This window comes from Streptomyces sp. NPDC093984, assembly GCF_044764595.1.
In the GTDB taxonomy this organism is placed as follows: Bacteria; Actinomycetota; Actinomycetes; order Streptomycetales; family Streptomycetaceae; genus Streptomyces; species Streptomyces cynarae.
Genome location: NZ_JBIWIM010000004.1, coordinates 594,652 through 608,398, shown reverse-complemented (window position 1 = coordinate 608,398; position 13,747 = coordinate 594,652). Strand labels below are relative to the sequence as shown.

The window sequence follows — 13,747 nt, the reverse complement described above, 5'->3', positions numbered from 1 at the left end:
AGGGTGAGGGCATGCCAGCCAGCTACGCGTATCTCGGTCCCGAGGGCACCTTCACCGAGGTCGCCCTCCGTACGCTGCCCGAGGCCGCGACCCGTGAGCTCGTCCCGATGGTGTCCGTCCCGGCGGCGCTCGACGCCGTCCGCAGCGGCGAGGCCGAGGCCGCCTTCGTGCCGATCGAGAACTCGGTGGAGGGCGGCATCACCACCACGCTCGACGAACTGGTCGCGGGCGAGCCGCTGATGATCTACCGCGAGGTGCTCCTGTCGATCACCTTCGCGCTGCTCGTCCGCCCCGGCACGAAGCTCTCCGAGATCAAGACGGTCACCGCGCACCCCGCCGCCCAGCCCCAGGTGCGCAACTGGCTGAAGGCCAACCTCCCGGACGCCGTCTGGGAGTCGGCGGCGTCGAACGCGGACGGCGCCCGCCTGGTCCAGGAGGGCCGCTACGACGCGGCGTTCGCGGGTGAGTTCGCCGCCGCCCGCTACGGCCTTGAGGCGCTGGAGACCGGCATCCACGACGCGGAGAACGCGCAGACACGGTTCGTGCTGGTCGGCCGGCCCGCCCGGCCGGCGGCACCGACGGGCGCGGACAAGACCTCCGTCGTGCTGTGGCAGCGTGACGACCACCCCGGTGGGCTGCGCGACCTGCTGGGCGAGTTCGCCGTGCGGGGCATCAACCTGATGCTGCTGCAGTCCCGCCCGACGGGAGCCGGCATCGGGAACTACTGCTTCTGCATCGACGCCGAGGGCCACATCTCGGACCGCCGGGTCGCCGAGGCGCTGATGGGGCTGAAGCGGATCTGTCTGCAGGTGCGGTTCCTCGGCTCCTACCCGCGGGCGGACATCGAGCCGGACGCCGTGCGGGCCCCGCTGCCGGGGACGTCGGACGACGAGTTCGTGTCGGCCGCGGACTGGGTGGCGCGCTGCCAGGACGGCCGGTTCTAGCGTCTCGTCCTACCTGCAGATTTTCGTTGTCCACAGAAGTTATCCACAGGCGGCCTTCTCGATCTGGGGACAAGTCGACAGCACGGCACCGGTGAGTCGACAAATCGCTCTACGGACCCCCCGTCCGTCCACCATCGCGTACGCCACAGTTGTCCACCTGTTCCTTTCGATCAACCCGTTGGAGCGACCCCTTTCCACCCGAAAGTGCGGATGACGGCGGTTTGAACCTGGAATTCTCCGCTCCCCGCAGAGCTTTCGGAATGATCACCTCCGGTGTCCACAGATCTTCCGCACAGCCTGTGGATAACCCTTCGGGGTCTGTGGACGCCTGTGGACGAGCGAACCGGAAATCCGGGTCAGCTCAAGGAAGTCGGGTCAACGATCCGTTGACAAGCCGCCCCTTTCCGGCGACCGGCGCTCTTTTATTGACGACTGCGTAATCGCCCCATAACGGAACCATGCCCCGCGGATGGGAATACGCGGTCGTGTCCCGGAACTCCGCACCGGTAGCCTTGAGGGGTGATTGACCTTCGCCTGCTCCGTGAGGACCCCGACCGTGTTCGCGCCTCCCAGCGCGCCCGTGGTGAGGACGTCGCGCTCGTCGACGCCCTCCTCTCCGCCGACGAGCGGCGCAGGTCGTCCGGCGTCCGCTTCGACGAACTCCGCTCCGAGCAGAAGGCGCTCGGCAAGCTGATCCCCAGGGCCACCGGCGACGAGAAGGCCGAGCTGCTGAAGAAGGCGAGCCAGCTGGCCGCCGACGTCAAGGCCGCCGACGCCGAGCAGCACGAGGCCGACGAGGAGACCAAGCGGCTCCTGCTCCAGCTGGGCAACCTGGTCCACCCGGACGTCCCGGTCGGCGGCGAGGAGGACTTCCTCGTCCTGGAGACGCACGGCACCATCCGCGACTTCGCCGCCGAGGGCTTCGAGCCCAAGGACCACCTGGAGCTCGGCGAGGGGCTCGGCGCGATCGACGTGGAGCGCGGCGCGAAGGTCTCCGGCTCGCGCTTCTACTACCTGACGGGTGTCGGCGCCCTGCTGGAACTCGCGCTGGTCAACGCGGCCATCGCGCAGGCCACGGAGGCCGGGTTCACCCCGATGCTGACGCCGGCCCTGGTCCGCCCGCGCGCCATGGAGGGCACGGGCTTCCTCGGCCAGGCCGCCGAGAACGTGTACCACCTGGAGAAGGACGACTTCTACCTGGTCGGCACCTCCGAGGTCCCGCTCGCGGCGTACCACATGGACGAGATCATCGACGCGGACAAACTGCCGCTGCGTTACGCGGGCTTCTCGCCGTGCTTCCGCCGCGAGGCCGGCACCTACGGCAAGGACACGCGGGGCATCTTCCGCGTGCACCAGTTCGACAAGGTCGAGATGTTCTCGTTCATCGACCCCGAGGACGCCGAGAACGAGCACAAGCGGCTCCTGGAGTGGGAGAAGCAGTGGCTGACCTCGCTCGAGCTGCCGTTCCAGGTCATCGACGTGGCGACCGGTGACCTCGGCGCGTCGGCGTCGCGGAAGTACGACTGCGAGGCCTGGATCCCGACCCAGGGCAAGTACCGCGAGCTGACCTCGGCCTCCAACTGCGACACCTTCCAGGCGCGCCGGCTGGCGGTCCGCATGCGCGACGGCAAGAAGGTGCAGCCGCTGGCGACGCTGAACGGCACGCTGTGCGCCGTACCGCGCACCATCGTGGCGATCCTGGAGAACCACCAGCTGGCCGACGGATCGGTGCGGGTGCCCGAGATCCTGCGCCCCTACCTGGGCGGCCGGGAGCTGCTGGAGCCCGTGGCCAAGTGAGCACGGGCGAACACGCCGGTCTTCCGTCCACGTTTCCCTACAAGCTGATCGCGACCGACCTCGACGGGACGCTCCTGCGCTCCGACGAGACGGTCTCGGAGCGCACACGGGAGGCGCTCGCCGCGGCCACCGCGGCGGGCGCCGCGCACATCGTCGTCACCGGGCGCGCGGTCCCCTGGACGCGCCCCGTCCTCGACGACCTCGGCTACCGGGGTCTCGCCGTGTGCGGCCAGGGAGCGCAGGTCTACGACGCGGGCGAGCACCGTCTGCTGACGTCGGTGACGCTTGACCGGCAGATAGCGGGTCTGGCCCTCGCCAAGATAGAGGCGGAGGTGGGCCCGCTGCTGCTGGCGGCGAGCCGGGACGGCCTGGAGGGGGAGGTACTGGTCGGCCCCGGCTACCGGGTGCACGACGGGCCGCTGCCCTACCAGCCGATCAAGGACGCGGCGGACCTGTGGTCGGCGCCGCTGAACAAGGTCTACCTCCAGCACCCGACCCTGAGCGACGACGAACTCGCCGAGGCGGCGCAGCAGGCCGCCGGCGGTCTCGTCGGGGTGACTATGGCGGGCGAGGGCATCGTGGAGATCCTCCCCCTCGGCCTGAGCAAGGCGACGGGCCTGTCCCTGGCGGCACGCCGCCTCGGTGTGAAGGCCGCGGAGACGATCGCCTTCGGCGACATGCCCAACGACATACCGATGTTCGCGTGGGCGGCCCACGGTGTGGCCATGGCCAACGCGCACACGGATTTGAAAGAGGTCGCGGACGAGGTGACGCTGACCAACGACGAGGACGGCATCGCGGTGGTGCTCGAGCGGTTGCTCGGCTAGGGCCTGTCTTTCTTTCGGATCAACTCGGCGTCGCGAGGGCCCTGGTCGAGCGTCCGGGAAGCCGGACTACGCGACTTTTATTCAGTGGCGCCCGATTCGGCGAACGGGCACAGTAGTCATGTTCGCGACGCCGGATCAGGCCGGCGCCACGTTCTGGGAGAGGAGCTGGGCGATGTCCATGCACGACAGTACGCCGAGCTCCCTGCAGGGCAGCCCGCGGCGGGCTCCGGAGTAGTTACCCCTCCGTCGAGCCCGCCCCGCACGGGGAGCTGCCCGGGGCGGCCGCTTCGAGCGCGCGAGCACCTCGCGTGGGCCGCCCACCCGGAGGATTGGCCGAGTGGAAAGGCACCGGCTTGCTAAGCCGTGGTCGGGGTCAACCCCCGCGCGCGTTCGATCCGCGCATCCTCCGCAGAACCTGACCGCTACCGCCGCCGCCACCTGCGGCGCCGCGCCTTGCTGAAGAACCAGCCGGCGGGCGGCTCGTCCGAGCGCCACGGCTGGGGGGCGGGCGCCTCGTTGCGCCAGCGCGCTGCCAGCATCCGGGCGCGCGCGGACGGTTCCCTGGTCGACGCGGACCGTATGAAGTCCTCGTCGAACTCGACGCCGTCCCAGGTCTCCCCGGCCTCGTCCGCAGTCATCCCCGGTCCTTTCCCCTGCTGTGCATCCCCTTCGCCCAGTGTGCCCAGGCAGGTGTGAAACTCCTGTCAAAAAAGGCTTCGAAAAGAGAAAGAAGACCGGGGCCGCCATCGAGGCCCCGGCTCCAGCCCCGCAGGGACTGTCACTCCTCGCCCGCCAGCGTCAGCGTCCGCAGCTTCTGCCCCGCATACCAGGTGGCGGCCACGGTCACCACGACCAGCAGGACCGTGGCGGTGGGCAGCCCCACGTCCGAGGTGACCAGGGAGCTGTCGGAGACCTTGTGGGCCACGGCCAGCGACCACTGCTGGACGCTGAGCGTGCGCGCCCCGGAGACCAGCGAGCCGAAGAGCGCCTCCCAGACCAGCGCGTAGACCAGGCCGAACACCACCGCGTGCCGGCTCACCGTGCCGAGCAGCAGGAACAGCGCGGCGTAGGCGATGGAGGAGACGAGCGCCGCCACGGTGTAGGCGACCGCGATCTGCTGGCCGTTGCCGTTGAGGATCAGGCCAGCGATGAACGTGGGCAGCGCGGAGAACGCCATGGTGACGGCGATCGCGACGATCAGCTTGGTGAAGATGATCGTGGACCGCTTCACCGGCTTGGCCAGCAGGTACACCACCGAGCCGTCGTCGATCTCGGGCCCGATCGCGCCGGTGCCCGCGATGACGCCGATGATCGGGACCATGGTCGCCAGGGCGAACCCGCCGAGGACGTCGTGGGCGACCTGGTCGTCGGCGCCGGTCAGCGCCCGGACGACCGCCGAGATCACGATCAGCAGGACGGGCAGCGCGCCGAGAATGAGGGCCCGGCGGCGGCCGAGCAGGCCGCGGTAGGTGAGGCGGGCGACTGTGGGGTCGTACATCTTCGGCCTCCTACGCCGCGACCAGATACGAGAAGACGGACTCGAGGGACTCGTCGGACGGCGAGACCGTGAGCAGCCGGATGCCGTGCTCGCGCGCGACCTTCGGCAGCAGCGTCGTGAACCGGCCGAAGTCGATCGCCTGGATACGCAGGGCGCCCTCGGCGAGGTCGACCTCGATACCGGAGGTCGACGGGTCGGCGATCAGCGCGGCGGCGAGTGCCCGGTCGTCGCTGGAACGCACCAGGTAGCGGTGCGGGCGGTCGGTCATCAGGCGGCGGATCTTACGGAAGTCGCCGCTCGCCGCGTGCCGTCCGGCGACGATCACCTCGATGTGCGAGGCCAACTGCTCGACCTCTTCGAGAATGTGGGAGGAGAACAGCACGGTGCGACCCTCGGCGCCCATGCGCCGCAGCAGCTCCATGAGTTGCATGCGCTGGCGCGGGTCCATGCCGTTGAACGGCTCGTCGAGCAGCAGCAGCGACGGGTCGTGCACGAGTGCGGACGCCATCTTCACGCGCTGCCGCATGCCCTTGGAGTACGTGGAGATCTTCCGGTCCTGCGCGTACTCCATCTCGACCGTGGCAAGGGCCCGCTGGGCGGCCTTGGCGCCGAGTCCGTGCAACTCGGCGTTGGCGACGACGAATTCGCGGCCCGTGAGGAAGTCGTACATCGCCTCCCGCTCGGGGACGATGCCGATGTGCCGGTAGATCTCCTCGTTGCGCCACACCGGCCGGCCGTCGAGGGTGACGGAGCCGGTGGAGGGGGCGAGGAAGCCGCCCATCATGTTGATGAGGGTGGACTTCCCGGCGCCGTTCGGGCCCAGCAGGCCGGTGACTCCGGGGCCGATGGTCATCGTGACGTCGTTGACGGCGACCACGTTGCCGAACCAGCGGGAGACGTGGTCGATGGTGAGCGTGGTCACAGTCCGACCTTTCGGTAGCGGCGCGTCAGCAGGCCGTAGCTGCCGGCGATGAGTCCGAGGACGACCAGGAAGAAGACGACCCCCTGTGCGGTCGAGGGTCCGTGCCCGCCGGGGAAGGAGGAGTTCGCGCCGAGGAAGGCGGTCTGCACCCCGTCGATGAGGGTGATGGGCGAGAACAGGCCCATCCACACCAGGGGCGTGGAGTTGCCCGAGTGGACCTCCGCTATCGCCTGGATGGTGGAGACGGCTCCGTAGGAGATGGTCAGGACGGCGATGACGGCGGCGATACCGAAGCCGCGCCGGGGCGTCGCCGCCGCGATGACGAGGCTGATTCCGGAGAACAGCAGGGAGAGCAGGGCCACGGACACCAGCCCCTCGGCGAATCCCTTGGTCTGGTGGGCGAAGTCCAGCTTGGCGAGCAGTGCGCCCACATAGAGGACGAGCAGGGGCGCGGCCGTCAGGATGAACATCGCCGACGCCAGCGCCGCGTACTTGGCGCGGACGTAGTCGACGGTCTCGATGGGGCGGGAGAAGTACAGCGGAACGGTCTTGAAGCGCAGGTCGCGCGAGACCGACTGGGGTGCCTGCGAGGCGACGTAGAGGCCGATGACGGCCTGCATGATGATCGCGTAGCGCGTGTACTGGACGGGGAGGTCCTTGGCGTTGGTGGCGACCGCGACCGCGACCATGATCAGCGCGGGGGCGCACATCACGACGAACAGCAGCATCGGCAGCACCTTGGACTTCACCGAGCGGCCGAGGCCGTAGGCGCCGCGCAGGGACTGCGAGTACAGCGAACGGCGGGCGTAGGCGCGGCCCAGGCGCGGGCCGTCGTACGAGCGGTAGCCGATGTTGTGGATCCGGGTCTGTTCGGCCTCGTGGGCCAGGGGCTGCTCAACCGCCATGACCGACCGCCTCCTTCCGCTCGGCGTCGCTGTCCTTGAAGACCTCCGCGATGTGGTGCCTGCGCTGCTCCATACGGACGAGGCCGAGACCGAGGTCGGCGACGACGTCCCGGACGAGGTCGTACGTCTGCTCGCCCTCCGCGGTCAGCAGCAGGATGTGGCCGGAGCCCGGCAGGCCGGTGCCGTCCTGCGTGGTCACCCCGCGCGCGTGGAGCGCGTCGCGCACCGCGCGGGTGCCGTCCGGGTGCTCGTCGGAGTCGGTCACCTCGATCGCGAGGGTCGTGGTGGTCTGGGTGAAGTCGCGGGTCGAGCTGGACCGCAGCAGCTTGCCGCCGTCGATGATGACGACGTGGTCGCAGGTGCGCTCGAGCTCGCCCAGCAGGTGCGAGGTGACCAGCACCGAGATGCCGAAGTCGGTGTGCACGCGGCGGATCAGGCCGAGCATCTCGTCGCGGCCGACCGGGTCGAGACCGTTGGTCGGCTCGTCCAGGAACACCAGCTGCGGGTCGTGGACCAGGGCCTGAGCGAGCTTGACGCGCTGCTTCATGCCGGTGGAGTAGCCGCCGATGGGGCGGTAGCGCTCCTCGTACAGGCCGACGTGGCGCAGGGTGTCCGCGGTGCGCTCGCGGGCGGCGGTCGGGGGCAGGCCGGACATGCGGGCCATGTGCACGACGAACTCGGTGGCCGACACGTCGGGCGGCAGGCAGTCGTGCTCGGGCATGTATCCGACGCGCTCGCGGATGGCGCCGCCCTTGGTGGCGACGTCGAGGCCGAGCACCTCGGCGCGGCCCTCGGTGGCGGGGGACAGACCCAGCAGGATCTTGATCAGAGTGGACTTGCCGGCTCCGTTCGCTCCGACGAGTCCGGTCACGCCGGGTCCCACGTCCACGGAGAGCCGGTCAAGCGCGGTCACCCTCGGGAACCGCTTGCTCAGGCTTTCGGTCGCGATCACAGTCACGACATCGACGGTAGTGACGCGGACCACTGCCGTCGTCAGACCGCAGAGCTGTCTGGGGGTCCGACTCGAGTATTACGGGCCCGTAGGGGTCACCCTCAGGTCGAACGGCGACGAGCGCGGGAGGGGTGGCGCATTGTCCGCATCACGGTGGTTTTCCACAGACGGCGGGACCGCTGTTGACGCCATCTCTAACAACTGCCACATTCGCCGGTATGACGTGACACACCAGGTGCCGGTGACGGAAGAGGGGGACGAGTGGCTCTCACTGGGGCGCGCGAGCGCCGGGTGCGGACAGGCGGGATCGAGCTGTGCGTGGCGGAGCTGGGCGACCCCGCGCGGCCCACGGTGGTGCTCGTGCACGGCTACCCGGACAGCAAGGAGGTCTGGTCCGAGGTGGCGCCCCGCCTCGCCGACCGCTTCCACGTCGTGCTCTACGACGTCCGCGGCCACGGCCGGTCGACGGCGCCGAAGCCGCTGCGCGGCGGTTTCACGCTGGAGAAGCTGACGGACGACTTCCTGGCGGTCGCCGACGCGGTCAGTCCCGGCCGCCCGGTGCACCTGGTGGGGCACGACTGGGGCTCGGTGCAGGGGTGGGAGTTCGTCACCGCCGGGCGCACCGAGGGCCGGGTCGCGTCGTTCACATCGATGTCGGGGCCGTCCCTCGACCACCTCGGGCAGTGGATCAAGCGGCGGGTCCGTCGTCCGACCCCGCGCCGCGTCGGCCAGCTGCTGGGCCAGGGCGCCAGGTCCTGGTACGTCTACCTGCTGCACACCCCCGCGCTGCCGGAGCTGGCCTGGCGCGGACCGCTCGGCAGACGCTGGCCCGGGATCCTGCGGCGCGCCGAGCGGCTGCCCGGCGGCGACTACCCGACCCCGTCGCTCCCCACGGACGCGGCCAACGGCGCCTGGCTGTACCGGGACAACGTACGGCCCAGGCTGCGCGACCCGCGCCCCGACGCATACGCGCACGCGCCCGTGCAGCTCATCACGCCGCTGGGGGACGCGTTCCTGTCGGAGCACCTCTACGACGAACTGGAGCGGTGGGCACCGCGGTTGATCCGCCGCACGCTGCCGGACAAGCACTGGATCCCGCGCACGCGGCCCGACCAAGTCGCTGCCTGGATCGCGGAGTTCGTGACCGCCGTGGAGAACGGCCGTTCGGCGCCCGTCGGGAGCGGGCGGTACGCGGAGCGGTTCGGCGGGCAGCTCGTGCTGGTGACGGGTGCGGGCAGCGGCATCGGGCGGGCCACGGCGGTCGCGTTCGCCAAGGCCGGAGCGCGTGTGGTGGTGGTCGACCGAAACGGCGAAGGCGCCGCCCGGACGGCCGAGTTGGCCCGGCGGGGCGGTGCTCGGCAGGCGTGGGCGGAAACGGTCGACGTCTCCGACGAGCAGGCGATGGAGAAGCTCGCCGATAAGGTCGCCGCCGCATACGGGGTGGTGGACGTCCTGGTGAACAACGCCGGGATCGGCCTGTCCGGTTCCTTCTTCGACACCACCGCCGAGGACTGGCGCACGGTCCTCGACGTCAACTTGTGGGGTGTCATTCACGGTTGCCGGTTGTTCGGCAAGCAGATGGCCGAGCGCGGTCAGGGCGGCCACATCGTCAACGTCGCGTCGGCGGCCGCCTACCAGCCGTCGAAGGTGCTGCCGGCCTACAGCACGTCCAAGGCGGCCGTCCTGATGCTCAGCGAGTGCCTGCGCGCGGAGTTGGCCGGGCGCGGCATCGGAGTGTCGGCGATCTGTCCCGGGTTCGTCCACACGGACATCACGTCGACGGCGCGGTTCGTGGGCGTGGACGCGGAGGAGGAGAGGCGACGGCAGAAGAGGACCAACCTGCTGTACGGACTGCGTGGTTACCGACCGGAGAGGGTCGCCGACGCGGTTCTGCGGGCGGTGGTCCGCAACCAGGCGGTCGTACCGGTCACCCCGGAAGCACGGAGCGCGCGACTGCTGTCCCGCATCGCGCCGGGGGTGTTGCGCACGATCGCGCGGATCGATCCGCCACTGTGACCGATTGCCAAGGGAGTTGGCGAACCATCGTCTCTCACAGCCCGGTTGGCCAATCGGCTGCATATACAACTTACTTGGCGAACACCGCCAAGACGCCCCGCAGTTGTCCACAGAGTCGTCAATTTCCTTGTGGATAACCTGGGTTGGTTGTGGATCAAACATCAGGAACAAAATCAAGTGCGTGATCCCCGTCTCTCCCGCAGGCTGGAAAGATGACGGAAAGGAATGACGACAGACGTACCGTGAAGGTGTCGAAGTACCTCTCGAAGCACCTGCGGCACCAGCCGGAGCTCATAGGGATCACGCTGGAGCACGGTGGCTGGGTGGAGATCGACACGCTGCTCGCCGCGGCGGCCGCCCACGGCTTCCCGATCACCCGCGAGGAACTGGACCGGGTGGTCGCCACCAACGACAAGAAGCGCTTCGCGATCGAGGGCACCCGCATCCGCGCCAGCCAGGGCCACAGCGTCGACGTCGACCTGGGGCTGCCCCCGGCGACTCCGCCCGCCTACCTCTACCACGGGACTGTGGCCCGCAACCTGGACACGATCCGTGCCGAGGGCCTGAGGCCCATGGGCCGGCACGATGTACACCTCTCCCCGGATCGCGAGACGGCCACCCGCGTCGGCGCCCGCCGCGGCCGCCCGGTGGTGCTGACCGTGGACGCCGGCGCCATGCACCGCGACGGCCATGTCTTCCACGTCAGCGAGAACGGGGTGTGGCTCACCAAGGCCGTCCCGCCGCACTACCTGCGTTTCCCAGAGCAACACTGACCCGTGGCTGCGATTCCCGGGCTTTTCTGATCAATCCCGCCCACGACCACTCCCCGGCTCCCTTACGCTCGAGGCATGAGTCTGCGTCTGAGCACCGTGATCCTGCCGTACGTCCGCTGGCACGAGGGCGGGCGTTCCGCCTGGGAGCGTGCGGAGCAGCTCGGGTTCCACACCGCGTTCACCTATGACCACCTGTCGTGGCGGTCCTTTCGCGACGGCCCCTGGTTCGGAGCCGTGCCGACGCTGACGGCCGCGGCCGCCGTCACCGACCGGCTGCGCCTCGGCACCCTGGTGACCTCGCCGAACTTCCGGCACCCGGTCACCCTCGCCAAGGAGCTGATCTCCCTGGACGACATCTCCGGCGGCCGGATCACGCTGGGCATCGGCGCGGGCGGCACCGGCTTCGACGCCACCGCGCTCGGCCAGGAGCCGTGGACCCCGCGCGAGCGCGCCGGCCGGTTCGGCGAGTTCGTCCCGCTGCTCGACCGGCTGCTCACCGAGGACTCCGTCACCTACCAGGGGACGCACTACTCCGCGCACGAGGCGCGCAACATCCCGGGCTGCGTACAGCGCCCCCGGCTGCCCTTCGCGGTCGCCGCGACCGGCCCGCGCGGCCTGAAGCTCGCCGCCCGCCACGGTCAGGCATGGGTGACGACCGGCGACCCGAAGCTGTACGAGACCGGTACCCCGGAGGAGTCCCTGCAGGCTCTGCGCGCGCAGACCGAGAAGCTGGCCGACGCCTGCGCCGCGGTCGGGCGTGACGTGGCGGAACTCGACAAGGTCCTGCTCACCGGCTTCACCCCGGACCGCGGCCGTCCGCTTCAGTCCCTGGACGCGTTCGTCGACTTCGCCGGCCGGCACGCGGAGCTGGGCTTCACCGACATCGTGATCCACTGGCCCATCCCCGACTCCGACTTCGCGGCGGACCAGAAGGTCTTCGAGCAGATCGCCCTGGAGGCCCCGGCGCAGCTGGGCTGAGCATGACGCGACGTGACGGCGCTGGTGAGCAGTGTCACCACTCAGATGTGCGAGGTCTCGCACGGCCGTGCGGGCATATGCGCCAGAATGGGCCGGTGACCTCAGCGACCCGACAGTCCGAGACCCCGGCCTCCACTCTCCCGCCCCGGCTGATCGCGACCGACCTCGACGGCACTCTGCTGCGCGACGACAAGTCGGTCTCCGAGCGGACCGTCGCCGCGCTGGCCGCCGCCGAGGAGGCCGGGATCGAGGTGTTCTTCGTCACGGGCCGGCCCGCTCGCTGGATGGACGTCGTCAGCGACCACGTCCACGGTCACGGACTGGCGATCTGCGGCAACGGCGCGGCCGTGGTCGACCTGCACGGCGGCCCCGGCGCCCACCGCTTCGTCAAGGTCCGCGAGCTGGCCCGGGAGAACGCGCTCGACGCGGTACGGCTGCTGCGGGACGCCGCTCCCGGCACGGTCTACGCCGTCGAGCAGACGTACGGCTTCTACCAGGAGCCGGCGTACCCGAAGCTGCACATGGAGATCCCGGACCTGCTCGCACCCGCCGAGGAACTGCTGGCCCCGGACGCCCCCGGCGCCCGCGAGCCGGTGCTCAAGATCCTGGCCTACCACCCGCAGCTCGACCCGGACGCCTTCCTCACCCTGGCCCGCCTCGCCGTCGGCGACCGCGCCACCATCACCCGGTCCAGCCCCAGCGCCCTGCTGGAGATCAGCGGCCCGGGCGTCTCCAAGGCGAGCACCCTCGCACTGTGCTGCGCTGAGCGCGGCATCTCCCACGAGGAGGTCGTCGCCTTCGGTGACATGCCGAACGACGTGGAGATGCTCACCTGGGCGGGACAGTCCTACGCGATGGGCAACGCCCACCCGGACGTGGTCGCCGCCGCGTCGGGGCGGACCGTCGCCAACAACGACGACGGCGTGGCCGTGGTGATCGAGCGAATTCTCGCGGAGCGGTCGTAGATCGCCGGCGGTCGAAGGCCACCCGCGGTCATAGATCGCCGGCGGTCGAAGGCCACCCGCGGTCATAGATCGCCGGGACCGTCCATCGGGCGGCGGCTTCCTCGCGTACGGCTCTCAGAGTCGTACGCCCCGTGCCGTCAGCCACGGCACCGGATCGATGCCCGACCCCCACTCCGGAGTGACCCGGACCTCGAAGTGCAGGTGCGGACCGGTCGAGTTGCCCGTCGTGCCGGACTGGGCGATCCACTGGCCGGTGGCCACCGGTTCTCCCTGGTCGACGGTGACGGCTGCGAGATGGGCGTACTGGGTGAAGTAGCCGCCCGGGTGCTGGATGACGACCTCGATCCCGAAGGCGCCGCCGCACGCCACCCGCACCACCTTCCCGGCGCCGACTGCTCGCACCGGTGTCCCGATGGGGACCGCGAAGTCCTGGCCGGTGTGCCGGTGCGCCCAGTGGCCGCCTCCGCTGCCGAACGGAGCGGACAGCCTGTACGACTCCACCGGCGCCCCCCAGGCGCGGTGGGTCCTCTGACGCGGCCGGCCCAGATGGACGGCGCCCCGGCACGATCCCGTGGCGGCGGTCGCGTCGGCCTGCCTCTGCAGGACCTGCCGTGCCTCCTCCAGCTTCGCCTGGAGGATCCGTCTTCTGTCCGCCAGTTCGGCCTTCCGCTTCTGCAGCCGCCGCGACAGCGCCGACGCCTCGGCCAGGTCTGCGGCGAGGCGGTCCTCCACCCTGTGGATACCGACGACCGCGTTCGCGGCGGCGCGATCCCCTCCCGTGAGTGAGTGCTGACTTCGCATCAACTTCAGCGCAGTGTCGGGGAGGAGTGTCTGTGGCACATATGGGGGAGCCACGCTCTGGTGGTACTGGGCGCGCGCGATCAGGTCCGGATCCTTGCTGAGGGCCGCGCCCAGCCGACGCTCCCGTATGAGGAGTCTCTCGTCACGCCGCGCTCGGGCACGCTGCTTCTCGGCTTCCCGGAGCCCGGTCTCGTACTGCCGCGCCACCACGGCGGCTTCGTCGTACAACCGCGCCACCCGTATGGCGGCGGAGGAATCTGCACCGTCGCCCACCGTCGCGCCCCCGGCCACAGCGGACCGGGCCGGAAGCGTCGTGAACGCGGACAGCACAACCGAAACGAGCAAGGCTCGCCGACAGGATGAATGCAT

At 70.1% G+C, this 13,747-nt stretch carries 13 protein-coding genes and 1 tRNA gene; 8 read left to right on the top strand and 6 right to left on the bottom strand.

Annotated features, from left to right (window positions below; genetic code table 11):
* Nucleotides 1-11: 11 nt before the first annotated feature.
* The 4 genes from pheA to ACIRC0_RS18730 all read left to right on the top strand — a co-directional run bounded on the left by pheA (nt 12) and on the right by ACIRC0_RS18730 (nt 3,977).
* Nucleotides 12-944, top strand: a complete 933-nt coding sequence (gene pheA, locus ACIRC0_RS18745) for a prephenate dehydratase (RefSeq protein ID WP_403617237.1) — start codon at nt 12-14, stop codon at nt 942-944.
* A gap of 519 nt (nt 945-1,463) precedes the next feature.
* Nucleotides 1,464-2,741 (top strand): serine--tRNA ligase, encoded by a 1,278-nt coding sequence (gene serS / locus ACIRC0_RS18740; RefSeq protein ID WP_403617236.1) that lies wholly within the window; start codon nt 1,464-1,466, stop codon nt 2,739-2,741.
* Nucleotides 2,738-3,568, top strand: coding sequence for an HAD family hydrolase (locus ACIRC0_RS18735; protein ID WP_403617235.1), 831 nt, complete (start codon nt 2,738-2,740; stop codon nt 3,566-3,568). Before serS ends, ACIRC0_RS18735 begins: the two co-directional genes overlap by 4 nt.
* Nucleotides 3,569-3,891: 323 nt before the next feature.
* Nucleotides 3,892-3,977, top strand: a tRNA-Ser gene (locus ACIRC0_RS18730).
* A gap of 13 nt (nt 3,978-3,990) precedes the next feature.
* Here the strand turns inward: ACIRC0_RS18730 and ACIRC0_RS18725 are convergent.
* The 5 genes from ACIRC0_RS18725 to ACIRC0_RS18705 form a co-directional block, all read right to left on the bottom strand.
* Nucleotides 3,991-4,206 (bottom strand): hypothetical protein, encoded by a 216-nt coding sequence (locus ACIRC0_RS18725; RefSeq protein ID WP_103837239.1) that lies wholly within the window; start codon nt 4,204-4,206, stop codon nt 3,991-3,993.
* 140 nt (nt 4,207-4,346) lie between these two features.
* Entirely contained in the window at nt 4,347-5,066 is a 720-nt protein-coding gene (locus tag ACIRC0_RS18720; protein WP_403617234.1) for an ABC transporter permease, read from the bottom strand.
* A 10-nt stretch (nt 5,067-5,076) separates the two neighbouring features.
* Entirely contained in the window at nt 5,077-5,988 is a 912-nt protein-coding gene (locus ACIRC0_RS18715; RefSeq protein ID WP_403617233.1) for an ABC transporter ATP-binding protein, read from the bottom strand.
* Nucleotides 5,985-6,893 carry an ABC transporter permease gene (locus ACIRC0_RS18710; protein ID WP_403617232.1) on the bottom strand — a complete coding sequence of 303 codons (909 nt, stop codon included), beginning with the start codon at nt 6,891-6,893 and terminating at the stop codon, nt 5,985-5,987. The genes ACIRC0_RS18715 and ACIRC0_RS18710 overlap by 4 nt, the downstream gene beginning before the upstream one ends.
* The gene (locus tag ACIRC0_RS18705) at nt 6,883-7,845 is read right to left on the bottom strand and encodes an ABC transporter ATP-binding protein (protein WP_403617361.1); all 963 of its coding nucleotides are present in this window, start codon (nt 7,843-7,845) and stop codon (nt 6,883-6,885) included. Before ACIRC0_RS18705 ends, ACIRC0_RS18710 begins: the two co-directional genes overlap by 11 nt.
* Nucleotides 7,846-8,106: 261 nt before the next feature.
* Between ACIRC0_RS18705 and ACIRC0_RS18700 the strand changes: the two genes are divergently transcribed.
* The 4 genes from ACIRC0_RS18700 (at nt 8,107) to ACIRC0_RS18685 (ending at nt 12,577) form a co-directional block, all read left to right on the top strand.
* Nucleotides 8,107-9,861, top strand: a complete 1,755-nt coding sequence (locus tag ACIRC0_RS18700) for an SDR family oxidoreductase (RefSeq protein ID WP_403617231.1) — start codon at nt 8,107-8,109, stop codon at nt 9,859-9,861.
* Between the two features lie 212 nt (nt 9,862-10,073).
* Complete coding sequence (locus tag ACIRC0_RS18695) at nt 10,074-10,634, top strand: RNA 2'-phosphotransferase (protein ID WP_403617230.1); 561 nt, start codon at nt 10,074-10,076, stop codon at nt 10,632-10,634.
* Between the two features lie 75 nt (nt 10,635-10,709).
* Entirely contained in the window at nt 10,710-11,612 is a 903-nt protein-coding gene (locus ACIRC0_RS18690; protein WP_403617229.1) for an LLM class flavin-dependent oxidoreductase, read from the top strand.
* Between the two features lie 77 nt (nt 11,613-11,689).
* Entirely contained in the window at nt 11,690-12,577 is an 888-nt protein-coding gene (locus ACIRC0_RS18685; RefSeq protein WP_403617228.1) for an HAD hydrolase family protein, read from the top strand.
* Nucleotides 12,578-12,691: 114 nt separating this feature from the next.
* Here ACIRC0_RS18685 and ACIRC0_RS18680 read toward each other — a convergent pair whose 3' ends face one another.
* Entirely contained in the window at nt 12,692-13,651 is a 960-nt protein-coding gene (locus ACIRC0_RS18680; protein ID WP_403617227.1) for a peptidoglycan DD-metalloendopeptidase family protein, read from the bottom strand.
* Nucleotides 13,652-13,747: the final 96 nt, after the last annotated feature.

Coding starts and splice junctions, on each gene's coding strand:
- pheA (WP_403617237.1), top strand. CDS start 12: ATGCCAGCCAGCTACGCGTATCTCGGTCCCGAGGGCACCTTCACCGAG.
- ACIRC0_RS18685 (WP_403617228.1), top strand. CDS start 11,690: ATGCGCCAGAATGGGCCGGTGACCTCAGCGACCCGACAGTCCGAGACC.
- ACIRC0_RS18695 (WP_403617230.1), top strand. CDS start 10,074: ATGACGGAAAGGAATGACGACAGACGTACCGTGAAGGTGTCGAAGTAC.
- ACIRC0_RS18725 (WP_103837239.1), bottom strand. CDS start 4,206: ATGACTGCGGACGAGGCCGGGGAGACCTGGGACGGCGTCGAGTTCGAC.
- ACIRC0_RS18710 (WP_403617232.1), bottom strand. CDS start 6,893: ATGGCGGTTGAGCAGCCCCTGGCCCACGAGGCCGAACAGACCCGGATC.
- ACIRC0_RS18720 (WP_403617234.1), bottom strand. CDS start 5,066: ATGTACGACCCCACAGTCGCCCGCCTCACCTACCGCGGCCTGCTCGGC.
- ACIRC0_RS18690 (WP_403617229.1), top strand. CDS start 10,710: ATGAGTCTGCGTCTGAGCACCGTGATCCTGCCGTACGTCCGCTGGCAC.